Source organism: Bartonella sp. AC158YNML (assembly GCF_042196725.1).
In the GTDB taxonomy this organism is placed as follows: Bacteria; Pseudomonadota; Alphaproteobacteria; order Rhizobiales; family Rhizobiaceae; genus Bartonella.
Map to the genome: position 1 here is coordinate 17,969 of NZ_JBHIQU010000012.1, position 16,908 is coordinate 34,876.

The 16,908-nt window shown below is 40.2% G+C and carries 18 protein-coding genes, 1 tRNA gene and 1 pseudogene; 1 reads left to right on the forward strand and 19 read right to left on the reverse strand.

Annotated features, from left to right (window positions below):
* Nucleotide 1: 1 nt before the first annotated feature.
* The 3 genes from trbG to ACFIM1_RS07075 form a co-directional block, all read right to left on the reverse strand.
* Complete coding sequence (gene trbG / locus ACFIM1_RS07065; RefSeq protein WP_375609661.1) at nt 2-883, reverse strand: P-type conjugative transfer protein TrbG; 882 nt, start codon at nt 881-883, stop codon at nt 2-4.
* Nucleotides 884-917: 34 nt separating this feature from the next.
* The gene (locus ACFIM1_RS07070; RefSeq protein WP_208438657.1) at nt 918-1,595 is read right to left on the reverse strand and encodes a VirB8/TrbF family protein; all 678 of its coding nucleotides are present in this window, start codon (nt 1,593-1,595) and stop codon (nt 918-920) included.
* A 159-nt stretch (nt 1,596-1,754) separates the two neighbouring features.
* Nucleotides 1,755-2,174, reverse strand: a complete 420-nt coding sequence (locus ACFIM1_RS07075; RefSeq protein ID WP_375609660.1) for a hypothetical protein — start codon at nt 2,172-2,174, stop codon at nt 1,755-1,757.
* Nucleotides 2,175-2,574: 400 nt separating this feature from the next.
* Between ACFIM1_RS07075 and ACFIM1_RS07080 the strand changes: the two genes are divergently transcribed.
* A tRNA-Ser gene (locus ACFIM1_RS07080) sits at nt 2,575-2,664 on the forward strand.
* 115 nt (nt 2,665-2,779) lie between these two features.
* On the opposite strand, the pseudogene ACFIM1_RS07085 reads toward ACFIM1_RS07080, so the two are convergent.
* The 16 genes and pseudogenes from ACFIM1_RS07085 to ACFIM1_RS07160 all read right to left on the reverse strand — a co-directional run.
* Nucleotides 2,780-3,133: pseudogene (locus ACFIM1_RS07085) on the reverse strand (helix-turn-helix domain-containing protein); the annotation flags it as partial.
* Between the two features lie 64 nt (nt 3,134-3,197).
* Nucleotides 3,198-3,983 (reverse strand): DNA adenine methylase, encoded by a 786-nt coding sequence (locus ACFIM1_RS07090; protein ID WP_375694540.1) that lies wholly within the window; start codon nt 3,981-3,983, stop codon nt 3,198-3,200.
* A gap of 73 nt (nt 3,984-4,056) precedes the next feature.
* Nucleotides 4,057-4,275, reverse strand: a complete 219-nt coding sequence (locus ACFIM1_RS07095) for a hypothetical protein (RefSeq protein ID WP_375607328.1) — start codon at nt 4,273-4,275, stop codon at nt 4,057-4,059.
* Nucleotides 4,256-4,474: a hypothetical protein gene (locus ACFIM1_RS07100; protein WP_375607327.1), complete on the reverse strand. Its 219-nt coding sequence runs from the start codon at nt 4,472-4,474 to the stop codon at nt 4,256-4,258. Before ACFIM1_RS07100 ends, ACFIM1_RS07095 begins: the two co-directional genes overlap by 20 nt.
* Entirely contained in the window at nt 4,407-4,634 is a 228-nt protein-coding gene (locus ACFIM1_RS07105) for a hypothetical protein (protein ID WP_375607326.1), read from the reverse strand. Before ACFIM1_RS07105 ends, ACFIM1_RS07100 begins: the two co-directional genes overlap by 68 nt.
* Entirely contained in the window at nt 4,631-5,296 is a 666-nt protein-coding gene (locus ACFIM1_RS07110; RefSeq protein WP_375607325.1) for a lysozyme, read from the reverse strand. The genes ACFIM1_RS07105 and ACFIM1_RS07110 overlap by 4 nt, the downstream gene beginning before the upstream one ends.
* Nucleotides 5,297-5,309: 13 nt before the next feature.
* A complete protein-coding gene (locus ACFIM1_RS07115; protein WP_375607324.1) occupies nt 5,310-7,019 on the reverse strand; it encodes an alanine-zipper protein in 1,710 nt (569 codons plus the stop codon).
* A 13-nt stretch (nt 7,020-7,032) separates the two neighbouring features.
* Nucleotides 7,033-7,287 (reverse strand): hypothetical protein, encoded by a 255-nt coding sequence (locus ACFIM1_RS07120; RefSeq protein WP_375607323.1) that lies wholly within the window; start codon nt 7,285-7,287, stop codon nt 7,033-7,035.
* Nucleotides 7,288-7,296: 9 nt separating this feature from the next.
* Nucleotides 7,297-8,277, reverse strand: coding sequence for a tail fiber protein (locus ACFIM1_RS07125; protein ID WP_375607322.1), 981 nt, complete (start codon nt 8,275-8,277; stop codon nt 7,297-7,299).
* Nucleotides 8,270-9,262, reverse strand: coding sequence for a transglycosylase SLT domain-containing protein (locus tag ACFIM1_RS07130; protein WP_375694542.1), 993 nt, complete (start codon nt 9,260-9,262; stop codon nt 8,270-8,272). Before ACFIM1_RS07130 ends, ACFIM1_RS07125 begins: the two co-directional genes overlap by 8 nt.
* Entirely contained in the window at nt 9,262-11,508 is a 2,247-nt protein-coding gene (locus ACFIM1_RS07135; protein ID WP_375607320.1) for a hypothetical protein, read from the reverse strand. Before ACFIM1_RS07135 ends, ACFIM1_RS07130 begins: the two co-directional genes overlap by 1 nt.
* Nucleotides 11,501-13,264, reverse strand: a complete 1,764-nt coding sequence (locus tag ACFIM1_RS07140) for a hypothetical protein (protein WP_375615399.1) — start codon at nt 13,262-13,264, stop codon at nt 11,501-11,503. The genes ACFIM1_RS07135 and ACFIM1_RS07140 overlap by 8 nt, the downstream gene beginning before the upstream one ends.
* Nucleotides 13,264-14,319, reverse strand: coding sequence for a tail fiber domain-containing protein (locus ACFIM1_RS07145; protein ID WP_375692855.1), 1,056 nt, complete (start codon nt 14,317-14,319; stop codon nt 13,264-13,266). Before ACFIM1_RS07145 ends, ACFIM1_RS07140 begins: the two co-directional genes overlap by 1 nt.
* Nucleotide 14,320: 1 nt before the next feature.
* A complete protein-coding gene (locus ACFIM1_RS07150; protein ID WP_375614751.1) occupies nt 14,321-14,704 on the reverse strand; it encodes a hypothetical protein in 384 nt (127 codons plus the stop codon).
* A 41-nt stretch (nt 14,705-14,745) separates the two neighbouring features.
* Nucleotides 14,746-16,203, reverse strand: coding sequence for a hypothetical protein (locus tag ACFIM1_RS07155; protein ID WP_375607318.1), 1,458 nt, complete (start codon nt 16,201-16,203; stop codon nt 14,746-14,748).
* Nucleotides 16,203-16,901 carry a hypothetical protein gene (locus ACFIM1_RS07160; protein WP_375614737.1) on the reverse strand — a complete coding sequence of 233 codons (699 nt, stop codon included), beginning with the start codon at nt 16,899-16,901 and terminating at the stop codon, nt 16,203-16,205. The genes ACFIM1_RS07155 and ACFIM1_RS07160 overlap by 1 nt, the downstream gene beginning before the upstream one ends.
* Between the last annotated feature and the right edge of the window lie 7 nt (nt 16,902-16,908).

Sequence of the window (16,908 nt, forward strand, 5' to 3'; positions counted from 1 at the left end):
TTTAACGCCCCCTAATAATTGTTACTCTCTGCTGAGAACTTCCTACACCAGAAATCATAGCTACTTTGCTAATAACGGCATCAACAACATATCTATTTCCAATAATGCGATAGTTTATTAATCTTTCACTAGACTTTTTTAAGAAACCACCATCATCACCAACAGCAATTAAAGCAGGCGCCATTCCTCTAATTCCATCACTAGGTAATTCAATGTAAGTTTTAAACCCATCTGTATAAACACGTCTCGGATACCATTTAATTCTTCGATCACTAATCGTGATACGAAAGTTAAAATCGAGAGCAGCTAAGTTTTGACCCGTTGGTAATGTAGTACGGCTTTTATCTGTAGCTGCTTTATACGCAGACCAATCTTGATCTGTATCATCAGGATAAATAAAAGAAAGAACAGGAATTGAAGAACTTTGCGTACTAGCAAGTTTGATCATATAAGTACGGCGATCCGTCGTAATAAAGAGATTTGTTGTTAAACCAGCATCTACAGGCTTTACAACAACATAAGTTGTTTCTGCGGCTCCTACACCACTTACCGTGGGACTAATTTTCCATCTTACAGTATCACCAGCATGGAGAGAATTTATAGTCTCTCCCGATTGTAACTGAATCGTGCAAACCTCTAATGGTGTACACACCAATGTAGGCAAAGTAGCTCCATAAAGATATCTAACACTGCCGTCGCCAGAATATATAGGTCTTTTGGGATTATTCTTCCATTGATTTGCTAATCTAATTCCCCATGCTTCCTTATCAGTAAGATGTATTCTTTGAGGAGAAACAAAATTAATATTGTGTGATACATCTGTTGCCAGAGCTTTTGATGTTACAAAAAACACTGTACTTATAAAAATAAATTTCTTAAACATAAAATTCCCGCTTTACGCTTTACTATGATTGTTTTTAAAGTCTTGGCGTCCATGCAAATTGTTTAACATATAACCCAATAGGGTTTAGCATCATTTGCTTTTCAGTTTTTGGTATTGCTAAAATAATTGTAGCGGTAGCTTGCCAAAGTTTACTATCAATAATAGCTCCTGATCGTGCTCTTTTCTTTTCAGTCCATTCAATTTGCCAAGTATCATTAGAAACAGGAACAATTGCATTAACTTGAATTTCTACTGTCTCCATTGAAGCACGTGAATAAGGATCATTTTGTTTATGATATTCAACAAGCATAGCATATGCTGGTGATTGAGGTAAGGTCATTGAGTATGTCTGGTTTATGAGATCTTCTTCTGCTCTCATATCAACATAAACAGTACGTGCCCCAATCAGCCAATTACGTAATGCCGCCCGAATGTGGGTTGCATTTGGTTTAGAAGCAACATTTGCCTTTGATAAATGCGTTACCTCACCCACCGAATTGGTTTGCACTATATAAGGAACTATAGTTTCTTCATTTGCTTTCCAAATGAATGCCCCTACTGACATTGCAGTAATAATAATCATTCCAAAAGTTGCTAGACGCCAATTATTAGCGGACTTAATATAATCCCCATACCTTTCCATCCATTCTTTACGCGCTATAATATAGGGATTAGAGGGTTTGTCTTTTATAGAATCTTTGCTTGTTTTCACAGTCCCCCCCCTTAATTATAAAGTTAAACAGCTCTCTAAAGATAAATTAACTTTCTTATGAAACATTTTTCGTTGAATGTGAAGAAAACAATTCCGACTTATCCATAAAATAATTATCCAAAATCAAAAAAAATATATTTTTTAACTAAAAAACATACTTTAAGTCTCTATTTCTTTATCTGAAATATTTTTAACAGTGTTTTTTGTAATCTTGACTTTTATGCCTTTTTTCCAATACCCAGCTTGAATAAAACCTCTCTTTGTAGTTTCCTTGACAAAAATTTTCTGATTTTTTTCAAAAAGAAGATAATTCTTTTCTCTAATTTTTCTACGCCCTACATAATTAAATACGGATTCTTCACCGTTCCATGCAACATAAGGGAAGTTTTCAGTATATTTATTTCGCTCTTCTATCCACTCTTGTAGTGAATTATCAATGTTATCTCTGTTGTGTTGCTTCACTTCATTCTTTAAAGCATTTAAATTAGGATCATCAAAGACAACATTCATATTGTGAACACCGGCCAATTTAGCAACTTCTTGTTTAAATTCTTCTTTCTGATTTACACTATTTTTCACTCTTTTTTACAATTTTAGGTGTCAAAATCTATTTTGACAAAACGCGCTTTTAATGCTAAATTTTATACATAAAAACAACAAATTATCACGTATTCCTACCTAATCCCACCTCTTCCCACTTAGTATAAAACCTAGTGTCGAACTACATTGATTGTTAAAACTAAAAAAATATTGCTTTATGAAAAACTTTTAGACAGCAAAATAAAATGATAAATCTCATATCTTCCTTTCATTTTTTTCAGAAAGGATTACCACATTTAAAAATAAAACGATTAGGTAACACTCTCAAAGAATTGGCTTATGAGGAATTATTTTTATTGAAACTTAAAAAAACACTATAGAAAGCGTATTAAAATGATTGACCTTTTACAAGAAGTTTGTCAAAAAGCATATCTAGTTTGGAGGGGTGGCCGAGCGGTTTAAGGCACCGGTCTTGAAAACCGGCGTGCAGGAGACTGTACCGTGGGTTCGAATCCCACCCCCTCCGCCACAGCACTTTTATGGTGCTATAACTTTTTGATTTTATATGACTTTTTTAAAGGTTCGGGATAAATAAATAAAGGTTCGGGAATAGAATTTTTACACTTTCCTTTACAAAATGCATTCTTTTTGCCAGCTTTCTCTAATAATTTTTTTAATAGTTCTAAATCTTCTTGTGAAATAATGTTTATCAGTCTAGAAAACATACCAACAGTTTCACATCTGAAAGTATCAGAAGGCTTTATAATAAAACTTTTGCGACAAGAATCCGACTCTCTTCTCAAAATTTCTGCTACCTCTTGATCTAAAGCATAGAGTTCAATTATCTTTTCCTCCAATCCTACAGGAACAGATTTTTTGCCAATTTCTACAGATGATAAAAATGCTACAGATATATCTAATTTTTTAGCCATATCTAAAAGGCGTTCTGAATGATCAATGCGAAGTTTACGTAAAATTTTGCCAAAGGATGTAAGCATCTAGAAAGTCCTATTAGAGAAGAAATATTTCTTCTGATTCTAACAAATCTTTTTATGATTTTCTTCAATTATTACGAATCAAGAGTTCTTTTTGTGGTGGTTTTTTAGCAAAACCAGAGGTCCAAAGGGTCTCAACTTCTAAAAAGTCAAAATCCCTAAAGATCTCTCGAACCGCATCACAATCATTCAGACTCAAGACAAATTTGCCTTGAATACTTTTGAGAACTTTTGCCATACTTACAAAATCATCTTCAACAAAATTCCCAGAGCTATAGCACTTCTTCTTTACAAGATAAGGAGGGTCTAGGTAAAATAAACTGTCGGGTGCATCAAATAGCTCGATAACCCGCTCCCACGACAAATTTAAAATCGTCGTATCAAGAAGCTTCTGTCTAACACGTTTCATCCTCGCTAAAAGCTTTTCGGGATTAAACTCTGCCAGTCTTTTTCTTCCAAAGCTAAAAGAGACATACTCTTTTTTCCCATACATCACACAACGCTGGAGAAATAAAAACCGTGCGGCTCTTTCAACTTTGGAGAGCTCTTCTGGGTCAATCGCAGCAAGATCAAAAAACAACTGTCTTGAACAAACAAACCACTCCAATCGTTTGGCTAAATCATCAAAATAGTTTTGAACGCATTGAAACAGATTCGTGATCTCTCCATTCAAATCATTAATCACAGAATATTTTGCTGGTCTTTTATTTAGAAAAATAACACCAGAGCCTAAAAATGGTTCAACATAGGTTTCATGGTCAATATTATTTAAAATCGGTATAATTTTCTTACGCAGATAGTGTTTACCACCCATCCACGCAAACAGCGTTTGTGTAAAACTTTCCTCTTTCATAAGCGAAGTTCATTCCCTCAAGCTTTTGCAAGCCTAATCATTTTTTCATATTTTAAGGATAAATTTAGTGAGACTAATTCTTTGAAAACCACTGCTTTAAATGTGCAATGACATTATCTAACGCATCCATGAGGCGTGCAAAATCAAGGATAAGCAAAAAAAGAAAAAATGCTATCCACTTCATCAAGCGAGACATCATTTTCACGCTTTGATAAGTGATGATCATTTCTTGAAGCATTTCTTTTTCCGATTCTGTAAGCTCTGTATGTTTTTCAGCTTTTTTTCTTACCATGTTGCCACCCACACAAGCGTTCTCCTTGCTTATTATGTTTTAAGATCTCTCTTGCTAAGCTCGAACTGATGGTGTCGACATCTTGCTGGCTTAAATAAATAGGTAACCAACCAACACAAGAAGAGATATATTTATTTGTCGTGCAACCAACGAGAGAGAGCAGCACGCACATCAGTATCACTTTTTTTGTTAATTTCATTTTCTACCTCAAGACGGGTTGTTGCTGCTTTTAAGGTTTTTTCTGTTTGCTTTTGCTGTTCAGCCTTTTTTCCAAGAGTGAAAGCTTTGGCTAAAACTATAAAAAAAGCGGCTAAAGCCGCACCTGTTACCATCAAGTTTCTTTTCATCCATAAGATCATAGGCGGTGCTCCTGAAAGCGTTTAGCAACAAAGAAAATGCCAGTACATGCGGCTAAAACCATAATGGCGGCTAAAGCCCATTGGATTGGTCCATTGCCCGCTAAAAACCCACCAAGACCTGAGAAAGAACCAATAATCGGTGCCAATGCTTCTGCTTTGAGAAACCCTGTTGGTTGTTTCGTTTCTACTGTTTGATAATTAGAAGAAACATAAGCCCCTTTCGCCCATAGCCCTGCCTCAGCTACACGCCGGTGTACGAGACCTTGTAAACGTTTGCCTCCCGCTTTGGTCCATTTCTGCAATTCGGTTGGTACCGCTTCATAATCCCCCCGATTAAGCCTTTTAAGCAATGTAGAGTTTTGGAAAGCTGCAATACCCACATTATAACAAAAGGAAACAAGAGCGCCGAACTGCTCGTCGCTTAAATTCACACAAACTGCTTTTTCTACCGCCCTCTCATATTGCCGCAAATCTGCTAAAAGCATGTTTTCAGCTTTTTTTTCTGTAATCACCATACCTTCAACAACTGTTGGTTGACCGGCTTTTTTCGTATGACCATAACCAATCGTCCATATGCCAGAAGCATCTTGATAAGCCTGCAAGCGCAAACCTTCCCACTTTTTTAAACAGTATAAACAGTCTTTACTTATTTTCCGTACCATTGTTCAATTCACCTTATAAATATACTTTTATGAGTACTGCTCCGTCACCACCGTCGCCGCCAATTTTGTCGCCTCCGGATTTCCCATCGAAATATCCCCCGCCGCCGCCGCCAGCTCCATTGCCGCCACGACCACCTCTACCACCTTTGTAACTCTCACCACCCTGCCCCATGATAGAACCCTTACATTTACCGCCACCGCCGCCGCCGCCGCCAAGAAAAGAACTTCCACCAGTACCAGCTCTCTTGCCGTCTATTCCACTCCCTCCACCATTACCACCAGAAAAAATAAAGCTTTCACCACTGCTGCCGTCCCTGTTTCCTCCTCCATCGCCACCTTTCCCTCCAAAGTTAACAAAAATCATGGAGACGGAATATCCTCCTTCTGCAGTAACAAGCCCTTTGATAATTGTTTTACCACCATTGCATAAAATGTTACTGTCATTGCCTTTACCACCACGACCAATGTAAGCTGTTTTTAATTTATCTAAATCAGAACCTTTCATTTTAACATGCACGCATTGACCGCCGCCTCCGCCGCCATCTTTAACACCACCACCTCCACCGCCCCAAGCCCATACTTCGATATCGGTGTCAGCAGTAATACCATCAGGCAATAGAATATCTCCGCTTTCTGTCATCAGAATTTCAACAGGTTTTCTAACCCCGCCATCATTGTTGCCGCCACTACCGCCGCTGCTATTGCTACTATTTGCTTTGATTGAAGCCATCAGTTTGGCTGGTGAAATAAGTGCATCCACTGTTTTTGTGCCATCAATCCAGTCTTGTTTGGCAAGAGGTTGAATGAGATCAACTTTTTTCTGTACACTATGTGCTGTATCTTGCGCTTTATCGGCTGCTGTTTGCGCAATATTTGCCTCAGCTTTTGCACTGTCTCCCGTTTTTTGTGCTGTCTCAGCCGTTTTTTTTGCATCTACTGCATAAGCTTTTGCATCATTTGCTGTTCTTAATGCACTATCTGCAACGTTCTTCGCTTCACTTGCAACATGAATCCCTTGTTGTGCAACATCTTCAACTTTATCAATTTTTGCAATCTGTGCACGTTCTGGAGGAGTTAAGATAAGATGCTTTTTCCCTTCCTTCATATTCTCCATATCAAAGGCATCTTTTTCTATTTTATCTGGATCATAGACTGATTTTGACATACCAAAAGACTTTGAGCCTACAAAATAACGAATGGTATTTTTGAGATCTACCGGAGATATGGGATAATAAACACCTTCATCCCCCATACGCCATTTTTCCATTGTTGGCTGCGTAGCACTCAACCATCGTAACTTTGATCTTTCCTCTGTGGTTAAGATCTTTTTTGTAGGACCCTCGTGCATATTTTCCATAGAAAATGCATTTGCCCCCACATTGTCGGGATCATATGTAGCAGCCTTCATATCGCCAATCCCTAAAGGCGATATTTTTACCCAACCAGCGCCTGATAAAATCGCATTCTCATGCGCTTCACCACTTGCTTCAATATCGTGAATTGTGACCTTATTTTTGTAAGCAAGGGCTCCAATATCTCTCTTTGCAACAGCATCATCAGCCTTTTTTCCTTGAGCAGCAGTTGCAAAATATTCTACCTCATAAGCTGCTGCACTCCCCACTGAAACTGGTGCAAGAGCCTTACTATTTAAAACACCTTCTTTGACTTCTTTCTTTGTTGCTGGTTCAAGCTTAAATATATGTGTGTGATAGGGTAATGGCATCGCGTTTCATTCCTTAATCAGTTCGTTGTCTTGTTGTGTGAAGAGAGGACTGCAATTCATCAATAAGTTGTTGCATGGTCTCGAGACGTTTATCTGTCGCTTCTTTATATTCTGCCAAAGCGCTTAAAAGATCATGCTGTATGTCGCTTTTGACAAGATCAAGCACCTTATTTAATGGTGCATGGACCATTCTATTGCTTGCATAAAAAAGGACGCGGATTTGCTCCGCGTCCGCAATATCATCAATAGCAGACGGATTATTGATCATTTGAAAAACTCACGATTTTATGGCATAAACAACCGGTACATTAACAGGGCGTGTTTCTGCCTCGCCCGTTGAAGAAAGTGTTATCTTGTGCGTATGCACTCCAGCAGGTTGTGTTGTTCCTCCAAGAACGGCATAGTGATAAGAGGGGTTTCTTCTACCAATATCATTGGCACTCCATCCCACTCCATTATACTGAAACTCGTGTGTATGCTGCCCCGCCGATTCAACACTACAAGCATGTGTGTGCGATTTAAGGCAATCTTGCTGTATATCAGCAAATTTTCTACTTCTGTCTAAACCGCGACCATTATCAAAGCCGCGCAAAAACATTCCTCTAAAGTCTGGAACTTTAAAGGTTGTATCGCTGTTTTTTCCCCATTTATCCCCTATCGCCTTGAATAATTGCGGATAATCCTTGCGTTCATAAGTAGCGCCATCACATAAAAGCCAACCGTTTGGCACTTCTTGCATAGCAAAGGTCGCAATAAAACCGCAAGGAAAGGTTTCGACCTTTGGTAGTGGAATGGGGGTAGGGTTTAAAAGATACCAGCCATCAAGACCTTTTGTTGATACGCCATCATTATAGACTATTTCATAAATACCGCCCGTTTGTAACTCACCACCTATCAATGGTACTATCCCCGTGCTGGTGGCTTTATAGAGTGGCTTTGCTCCTATATTATTCATGTTTATTGTTGTCGTACCAATATTTATACCACGCGCCTTAAAGCGGATAATGATATCGTTTTTATATTTCGCTATCGGCGACACCGTCGTCAACGTGATTGATGTTGTTTGTTCCTTTCCATTCACAATAAACTTTGAGTCAAGAGAACCACCATTATCGGCAAGATATTCACGTATACGCTGCATCATGACCCGCGCACTATCATTAACAGAACTAGGTGGCTGCCCTTCTGCCCAATTAATGATACTATCGGAATTGGCATTTTGATCAGCTGTGAGTGACCAGTCATAAATATCAGACATGATAAGCCCCCGTTCTTCTTAATAGCTCTTCGCGCAATTGCTCTTCTTTTTGCCGCCCATAGGAACCAACAGATTGCCGCCTAGAGGGATCAATGAGAGGTGTTAAATCTGTCGGTCCCCCAGTCGATTGTGAGAAACCCGCCATGACTGGTTGCTGTAACATTTGTTGCTGTACCATCTGTGCCTGCTGTTTTTGTCGTTCTCCATTCTCTCTCATTAAATGAAGCAAACCGGAAAAGCCCTTTTTAAGAGCACCTGCATCAATACCTTGTGCTTGTAATGGTGTAGTTTCCATAACCTGTCCTGTTAAATTGTCTCTGCTTTCAGGTGCCATCATTCTGTTTGGGAATGGCGTGTCATATGCCATCAATTGGTTGTCCCCTTGATCACCTTGCCCCACTTGATTACCTTGAATTGTCTTTTGAAGCCTCTCAAACCCACGCAAAGGCCCCATCTCGTTTGGTGCTGCTTGTCCATTGCTTTGGTTTTGCTGTATCGTTCTCTTCAAAGCATCTCCCGTTTTATTATAAAGCCCATAAATATGATTCATAAAATCCCCTGCTGTAGCTTCCATATTGCCACCGTTGAGTGTGACTGCCTGTCGACCTAAAAGCTGGCTTGCTGGAATATGTGGATTTTTGATAAGCTTTACTGCTCCTGCTGGTCCTTGTTGGTGTGCGAGGTAAAGCTCTGCCTCTGATGGCTCTCTGCCTAATGCTGTGACTAAATAACGCGTATTATCCTTCGTTAACCGTGCCATAGCATCGGTTGCTTGAAAGGGATCAAACTTGTCATTCAGTTGATAGTGTTTTGCTGTTGAATCTAAAAATTGATACAGCCCCCCTGCACTGCTGTTCTTATTTCTTGCATTTGGATTACCATTACTTTCTATCATAGCAACACGTTCAAGAAAGCTTTCTGGTAAACCATATTTTTGTGCTGCCTGTGAGATAGCACGCTTCACATTAGGATGAAAATTGATCATTAGTTTATAACCGTTCTATCAACGCTGCTATTCAAAATAATGCCAACAAAATTAATGAATTTCGTATAATTTTCTCGTGTTATTAAGCGTTTCTTTTCTGCTTCATGAAACGTCTTAATTAATTCAACAGCTTTTTCTCTTGCTAACCCAAAATCTCCTTTTTCCCGCGCTGTTATAAGCGCTGCAATATCTCTCTCAGTATCTTTATGGACGCTTGAGAATTTGCGTCCAAATTCTCTTGCGAAATTTTTTACAACTGCCTTGATGAAAGCAATCTTTCCTATACCCATAGTCTGTTGTTCCCCCCTCTCTTCCACTTCACCTATATGGTTTGGCAAGCGTGCAAAAAGCTTTGTTCTTTCCACTTCTGGTCGCAACACTTTCATAAGTTGCTTAGCTTTATCTTCACCAAAAATACGCTGTAATTTTTCTTGACCATTTTTTGTGTCAAACAAACTCAAAAGATTGTGGTCAAAATTCTGTGCATTGCCTGCCGCATGTTCTACTTGCGACCGTATACCTTTTTGAAACGCATCTTTTTCCATCAACCCAAAATCCGAAAGTTGACTGTTGATTGTGTCGAGATTAACGCTCTTCTTCAGCGCTTGCTCTCCCTGCTCGAGGGCATCACCAATAGTACGCTCGTCATAATAAATTTTCCGTGCTTTAGCATAATCTGGAGAGGACATATCCAAAACGTCCAGAATGCGTTGTTTGAACAGAGTCAAATCTCGCGCATATCCTTGTTTTCCTTTGATGCGCGCAGAATTAATTTGATCATCCAAAACCTCTTTCATCTTATGTAAAATTCGCATATTCAGCTTTGGATATCCATTGCTCCCTATAACTGTTGCATCCGCTTCATTTGGCATTTGCGCAATTGCTTTTTTATAGGCTTTTTGGAAGGCAGGAGTTTCTTGCAACCGCGATAAATCTTCACGAACAGCATTAGAAATGGGAGAAGCTTTCGCCCTCTCATAAAATGGTTCAGCCTTTTTCTGTGCTTGTTTGATAATCTCTTGCTTTAAATTAAGCGTATCTACTTTTGGACCCATCACATCTGTCAACGCATTCTTTACCCGCAATGCACTCGCATCTTGCCTTTCATTCAAACGATTACTTATAAGCGAATATGTATCAGAATCTTTTTTTGCTGCCTTAAAAGCTCTTGTAGCAAGCTCATCATGAAGATCAATAATCATTGAATCAGGACCTCGCTGTTTTAATGCCCTTTCAAGTTTATCAACACCTTCATCCCCTAAAGTTTGGCTTACATCCCTAAGCGCTCTATCGCTTATCTGAAATGCTTCTTTTTCTACACCTTGTGTTATTGGTTCAGTTTTACCAAACAATTTCTCAGCTGTTTTTTTGACAACAGCAGATGTGTTCTTAACACCAGAAGCCGTTACTTTGAATGGTTTTGTAACAAAAGGTGTAACCTTTAAAGCAGAATGTGCCACAAATGGTGTTGCAACGCCTAGCCCTGCACCAAACCCAGCAGACACTAGAGTATCTGCAAGCCCTTCCCCTTCACCACTGCCTGCTATTCCACCATAAATGGCTCCAGTTTTTGCTGCACGCCCTAAGCTAAATTTTGCCGCCTCTTTACTTGCTACTGCTTTCATTGCTGCTTCACCTGCAGCTTTTGCTGCTGCCCGTTCCGCACCCTCTGCTAAAGCAGATTGCACCGCCCTTTCTCCTGCTGCTAAAGCTTTACTGGTTATTTGTGCTCCTGCAACACCAGCTCTACCTCCCAGCACAACATCAGCCCCAATTGCCGCACGAGCAGCAGCAGTAGCCCCTGCCGCGGGTGGAAAGAGGGCAGAAGCAATTACGGGTGCCGCAGCACCCGTTAAATTCCCCGCAAGAGATGCATAAAAATGATCTCGGTTCGCCGCTCTTTGATAATCACGCCATCGCTTTGTCACTTCATTATACTTTTTGACTGCCTCTTTATCTCCCATCCAATAAGCAATAGGACCCGCTTCTGATATTCCGGCTATTTCATCATCATAGCCCATAGTTAACCCGTGAAGAGCTCCCCATCCAAAAGCACCCGCAACACTTGGATGTGGACCATCTTCTTCTGTTTCCTCTGTTGCACCATTATTTCCTGTAACAGAACCACTTAGCCTTTCCTTATTCTTCGCGAAAAGCTCTTGAAGCTGTTCTGGTGTATAGTCACTTATATGCCCAATGACTCTTGTGTTTTTACGATTAATAAGAGGGGGGATTACTTCAGCCATTGGTTTGTTTCTCCTTAATGCGTCCATCTCTATCAACGAACAACATGCCTTCCGGCAATGCTTCTATCTGTTTTTCTAGTGGATCATTTGACTGTGCATGATTTCCCTTATAAGCATCTTGCCCATAGGCGGCTCGAACGAGCTCGTTTGTTGCTTCTGCACCACCAAAAAGAATTGCGCGCGTTGCTGCATTGGATTTATTGAAAGTGTCAATAACTGTTTTTAAAGATTTCTTCATTTGCTCTGCAGAAAGATCTTGATACAGTGCTGCTACAGAGTTTTGCAATGCTTGCAATTCCATATTAGACAAATTCCCAAAACCAGATGCGCCATTTGGTGAAAATGCTTTTGCTTTTCTCAAGGCATCAAGCCCGATACTTGCCTTCAATGAATCGAGCATATGCCCAAAATCTTTTGCCTTAGAATTAGGAAGGAACGACCCTATAGAACCCGTGAAACCAACAACATGCGGGTGTTCCTCAATAGTTTTTAGCAATTCTTTAGATGCTGAGAGTATACGATTTGACCTGTCTGCTGTTTCCAGAATTCGCATTTGCATTTGTTGGTTTTTACGCTCCTCCTCCTTCTGTTCTTGAATTAATTTATGTTCTGAACCACTGCCTGCAATTGGCACCGCACGTATGCCACCAAGTGCATTTTCATCCTTAACATACATATAACCTGATTCAGGCTTTGACAGCATGCCATCAGTATTTCCCCCTAATCCAGAAGCAGTGGAACGTTGTCCCCCTTGGACTGGGATAATTTTCCCTGTGCTTGTTGAGACTTGGAAAGTCATATCCTCAGGCAATCCTTGCTCTGCCTTTTCTTCTGATGTCAATGTTCTATAGCCTTCTTGAGGGCTTAACGTGTTGCCTATAACTTTCATGGCAAGATCTGGATATTGCATGATTGCTTGTGCGTCTTTATCATCGTATCCTTTAGAGCGTAAAAACTCAAAAATTGGTCTATTTTGAGCACGTACATTATTGCCCTGCCGCATAACAAGCGCCGCATTTGAAAAGCTTTCTTGCGGTGTTTTTCCTGATGCTAACCCCGCAAAAAAATCCATGAGATGCTCGGAAAATTCTGATTTTCTAAAACGCTCCCATAAGCTGCTTGGATTTGCATCTTTATGAATAAAGTTCCCAACGGCGTTTACATAATCGGTTGCCTGTTCTGGCATATCATTTGCTTTTAAATGCTCCTCTTCTGGTAAGTGTGCATTCAAATGTTTTTCTTCTCCTATAGGTGCATCAAAAAGCTTTTCCTCATCATTTCCAGAATCGTTTTTCAAAGAGTTTGCCGCTATAGATTTCTCATTAAGTTGAGCAATATAATCCATCACATCTTTTTGCTGTCGCCCAGCTTCATCCCCACTATACTGATCAATGTTCCCAACAAGTGGAGATTGAGGAATCATTGATGCAACACCTCCCTGCTCTGAGAAGTCATGCTTTTGTTGCTCTGGCGCCTCTTGTATCTTAACAGTATCCTTTGAAGCATCCGGTAATGGAGGCATTTGGCGCTTTAAATCATCTGTAGACATAATCAATTCTGCGGGCGTTTTTTTCCCAGCTTGTTCTGTCCCTGTTTGAGAACCACGAATAAGCTCTGTAGGACTCAATTTTTGTGGAGTATCAGCCCCATTGCTCGCATCAAAAGGGTCTGTGCTAAAAGCAGCAAGTTCCAACGCTTTACGCTTTCTATAAGCTTTTTCACGCTCTAATGCATTTAATTCTTCTCGCCAAAACATCACTGCACCCTTTCCATCTCAAAGCCAAGCTTGCTATAATCCACATGCAAAAAACCTGTCGCCTTATGCAAGAAAACAGCTTCTGGCTTTGACTTCAAAACATCCTGTGCCATCACCCCGCGATAGCGCTCTGGGTGCCCCTTGTAGTTGTATTCATAGAGTTTATAGCCATTTCTCTGCCCAGCTTCTCTGATGTTTTCTTTTGCTCTGATATCACTAAGCCCAGCAAAAGTACCAAGGATAGTTCCAACATTTCCAACAATCTCCCACGGATTAGGTTTTGGCTGTGGAGTCAATGTCGTCATTTGTCCTGTTCGCGTTCCATAATTTCCAGCAACAGCCCCACCAGCTGTAAGCAACTTACTTAACTGGTCCCAATCAAGATTGTTCTGCTGCTCCCATTTTTGCCGCTCTTCATCTAATTGCCGTTGATGATTGGCATCAAGTACACTCCCTCCCGTCAACGCATTAAGATTTGCCTGACCTTGACCTTGAAAGAAGTTATTGGCGCCCGCCAACTGATTTTGGTTTGCTTGGTCAATCATTCCATTAGCTTGCATCATATTGTTGACGTCTTGGTTATATTGCTGTGAGAGAGCTTGAGTTGCTATGCCGCCTAATTCATTAGCCAAAACCCCAGTATGCGCCCCAGAACCATAACGCCCAGCACCTGCCAATGAACTATTAATAGAGCTTGTTGCCTTATTTAATGTGTTTTGAAGCGCTTCATCAAAGTAAGGGTTATTGCCTATTTGTTGCCCTGAAGCCATGTTCTTTAAGTTTTGGCTTGTTGAATTTTGCCCTGTGGCTAATCCATTTAAATAATTGTTATCATAGTTATGCGTATTATTGCTAAGCCCATTAATCGCATTCTTTGTTTGATCACTTAAACCCGCAACACGCTGCCCGTCATAAACGGCTTTTCCGCTGCCTTGGTTATAAAAAGTCATGGCATCTTGAGCTGCGTGTTCAAAAATACCTTTTGCCCATGCAGGGGGTTCATTTGTTTGCGTCGTGTTTTGGGTATTCTGGATTGGTTTAGAACTTTTTCCCATATTAAAGCTGCTTTCTATATTCTAAAAGATTAACGAGATATCCATGCGATTTAAGAGATTTTTCCCACCCTCGCCTGCCTATGATGACAAGCTCTTTTGCCCCTTTTTTCTTGTAATAGGCTTCAATCTGAGTGATAAGCTTTGTTAAGGGCGCTCCTCCCTTTCCACCAAGCGTGACAACAACCGCCCTTAATGCTCCAGTGACGAGTTCTTGTAACTGTGTTGTGACATGCGCCATAAAGTTTTCATGCGCATCAACGATAATCCAAAGAACTTTTTCTCCCTTCAAAATATCGTTTAAAATGGTCTCTGTATTATAATCATCAGGGAATTTTTGATTAAAATAAGCTATCGATTTTATGACATTGTCAAAATAGGGCGCCATTTGTTCAGCGCTCCATTTTTCTGTATTATAGATCTTAAAACTCATCTTATGCCCGCGGGTTTCAGCGTTACATCAAAGCCTGTTATATGCGTCCATGGCGTACCTTCTGGTATTCTCAGACGCAAAGCGTGATAACGCGCCCGTGAGCGGATATTATACATCCCAATATTATAGCCGGCATAACGCTCTTTAGCCCAATTTAATTGGTTCTTGTTATCAATGATAAAAGCCGCTCCAACACTTAAAAAACCATTTGTGGTATCCGCTTGAACAAAAGCCTCACTCATCAGGTTGATTTGCCTGCCCGTATCCCCCACAATTTGTGAAGCAATAACTGCTTCCATCGGAGGACCTGCAAAAAAACCAAATGTGTTGTCTGGCGTAAAGGCTCCCAAAACAGGCGCACCATTTTGCCACATTTTACTATCAAGAGAAGCTGGTAAATCTTTCAAGCTCTCTTGTACTTCGTCTAAGCCTTCTAATGTATAACCAGCAGCAAAGAGGGGAAATAAGAGAAGGTTCTGCCCCTTAATGACACTCCATATTTGCAAGAGCCAATCATAAACATAAATATGCATACCTTCAGTGTTATCATTGATAGAAAAATAAACACGAGAATAGACCGGATCAATACATGCCCTCATCTCATCAATGGCAAAGTTATTGTAAAGTGTGAAGATGGTTTTATCGACTTTGCCAAAACCAATAGGGAGCATTTCACCAGCACTGTTGATTTGATAAAAACCATCATCAGAGACAAAAAAAGTACAGTCTCCACGGCTTGCAATTGCTGTGCTGCTTTTAGCTCCTATTTTGTCTTTTATTTTTGCAAAACTGAATATAATTTTAGAGCCTGGTACAAAGGTTGCGTGATAAATGGCGGAGCGCATGAAAATAAGCGGATTTGTTGATTCCGTAGATCCTTGAACATATTCTCCATCGGGAAAATCTTGATAATCGCAATTTTTCTCCCCAACCGTCCAATGTGTCGCATCATTCAAACCTGACCACTGAACACGGTTTGGCTTATCTGTTAATTGCATCAAGCAAACAAAATCACCCCACACACGTACAAGTCCAGCACGCGGAGGATTACCGCTCAGATCACAAAACCTTTCATCCGTTTTTAACGAAAGCATTTGTGGTGGATCATTGCTATTAACAGCAATGATATGATCACCAAAGGAGGCAAAAGACCAAAGTGCAGTTTCATTGGCGTGATATTGTGTGTAAGGTTTGCTAATGTCTTTCCAGCCGCGCGTGCTGTTGTCATATTCATAAAGTTTTGTTGGTGCCCCCACAATGATGCGAACACCACCCAATGAGCGCACCGCATAGACCCCCAAAACCACATCCGGAAAAGGATCTGAGACCGGCGCCACAATAGGAAACGGAATATACGAATTTGGTGCAGGTAAAACGTTCACAATCTCACTAGAATAACCACTATTAATAAATGCAACATCTGGTCTATACTCAGCAATAGGAATAAAGGTCATCAGAAATCCGTGTGTTGAATTTTTAACAAATTCTTGCGCCGTGATGTTTCAATTTGTAGCGCATCGAGTTGCTCTTGAAACATGGCAAAAGCTGCCGCTGCCATCTGTGGTTCTTTAATAATATTGGTATAAATTTCATACTTTGCACGCGTTTTGATCAGTTCATAGGCTTCTAAAAACCATATGGACGCTTCTTGTGCACTCTCAATATCTTTTATTCTTATAGGGTCAAGAATAAGCCTGATAGAATAAACTCGCTCTGGTGTTGGATACAATACAAGCTTTTGTTCAAAATAAGCATAGCGTGTCGGCATGCCATGGCTACAATCATCCTCAAGATTCTCAATAAAAAGCGGATCTGTATGCAAAAGCTTTGATTTGCTGTGATTATCTTCATAAATGTAAGCATCAACAATGCGAACAGCCCCTGTCATTGAAGGATGTGTCTCTGCACCATAACGGCTTTTTCCCTTTATAGTGGTAAAAACAACTTCGCGGCTTTCATTGAAATAAAAAGGCAATCGTTCACAAAAGCGAATAGCCGAAAATATCGCCCTTTGCACTTGATCAACATACTCATCTGTTTGATCATCTATTTCATCCTGAATATCGTTTAACATCTGGATAAAATTTTTATCCCAAGGAGCAATGGTCTGTTTGTCTCCAATCGGACCACCTGTCTGTACTATTATTGTCATATTACCC

Excerpts from the sequence above, each read along its gene's own strand:
- ACFIM1_RS07100 (WP_375607327.1), bottom strand. The coding sequence starts at position 4,474 with ATGAAATTAACAAAAAAAGTGATACTGATGTGCGTGCTGCTCTCTCTC.
- ACFIM1_RS07135 (WP_375607320.1), bottom strand. The coding sequence starts at position 11,508 with ATGGCTGAAGTAATCCCCCCTCTTATTAATCGTAAAAACACAAGAGTC.
- ACFIM1_RS07120 (WP_375607323.1), bottom strand. The coding sequence starts at position 7,287 with ATGATCAATAATCCGTCTGCTATTGATGATATTGCGGACGCGGAGCAA.
- ACFIM1_RS07155 (WP_375607318.1), bottom strand. The coding sequence starts at position 16,203 with ATGACCTTTATTCCTATTGCTGAGTATAGACCAGATGTTGCATTTATT.
- ACFIM1_RS07125 (WP_375607322.1), bottom strand. The coding sequence starts at position 8,277 with ATGTCTGATATTTATGACTGGTCACTCACAGCTGATCAAAATGCCAAT.
- ACFIM1_RS07145 (WP_375692855.1), bottom strand. The coding sequence starts at position 14,319 with ATGGGAAAAAGTTCTAAACCAATCCAGAATACCCAAAACACGACGCAA.
- ACFIM1_RS07160 (WP_375614737.1), bottom strand. The coding sequence starts at position 16,901 with ATGACAATAATAGTACAGACAGGTGGTCCGATTGGAGACAAACAGACC.
- trbG (WP_375609661.1), bottom strand. The coding sequence starts at position 883 with ATGTTTAAGAAATTTATTTTTATAAGTACAGTGTTTTTTGTAACATCA.
- ACFIM1_RS07105 (WP_375607326.1), bottom strand. The coding sequence starts at position 4,634 with ATGATCTTATGGATGAAAAGAAACTTGATGGTAACAGGTGCGGCTTTA.
- ACFIM1_RS07140 (WP_375615399.1), bottom strand. The coding sequence starts at position 13,264 with ATGTTTTGGCGAGAAGAATTAAATGCATTAGAGCGTGAAAAAGCTTAT.
- ACFIM1_RS07090 (WP_375694540.1), bottom strand. The coding sequence starts at position 3,983 with ATGAAAGAGGAAAGTTTTACACAAACGCTGTTTGCGTGGATGGGTGGT.
- ACFIM1_RS07150 (WP_375614751.1), bottom strand. The coding sequence starts at position 14,704 with ATGGCGCCCTATTTTGACAATGTCATAAAATCGATAGCTTATTTTAAT.
- ACFIM1_RS07130 (WP_375694542.1), bottom strand. The coding sequence starts at position 9,262 with ATGATCAATTTTCATCCTAATGTGAAGCGTGCTATCTCACAGGCAGCA.
- ACFIM1_RS07115 (WP_375607324.1), bottom strand. The coding sequence starts at position 7,019 with ATGCCATTACCCTATCACACACATATATTTAAGCTTGAACCAGCAACA.
- ACFIM1_RS07110 (WP_375607325.1), bottom strand. The coding sequence starts at position 5,296 with ATGGTACGGAAAATAAGTAAAGACTGTTTATACTGTTTAAAAAAGTGG.
- ACFIM1_RS07095 (WP_375607328.1), bottom strand. The coding sequence starts at position 4,275 with ATGGTAAGAAAAAAAGCTGAAAAACATACAGAGCTTACAGAATCGGAA.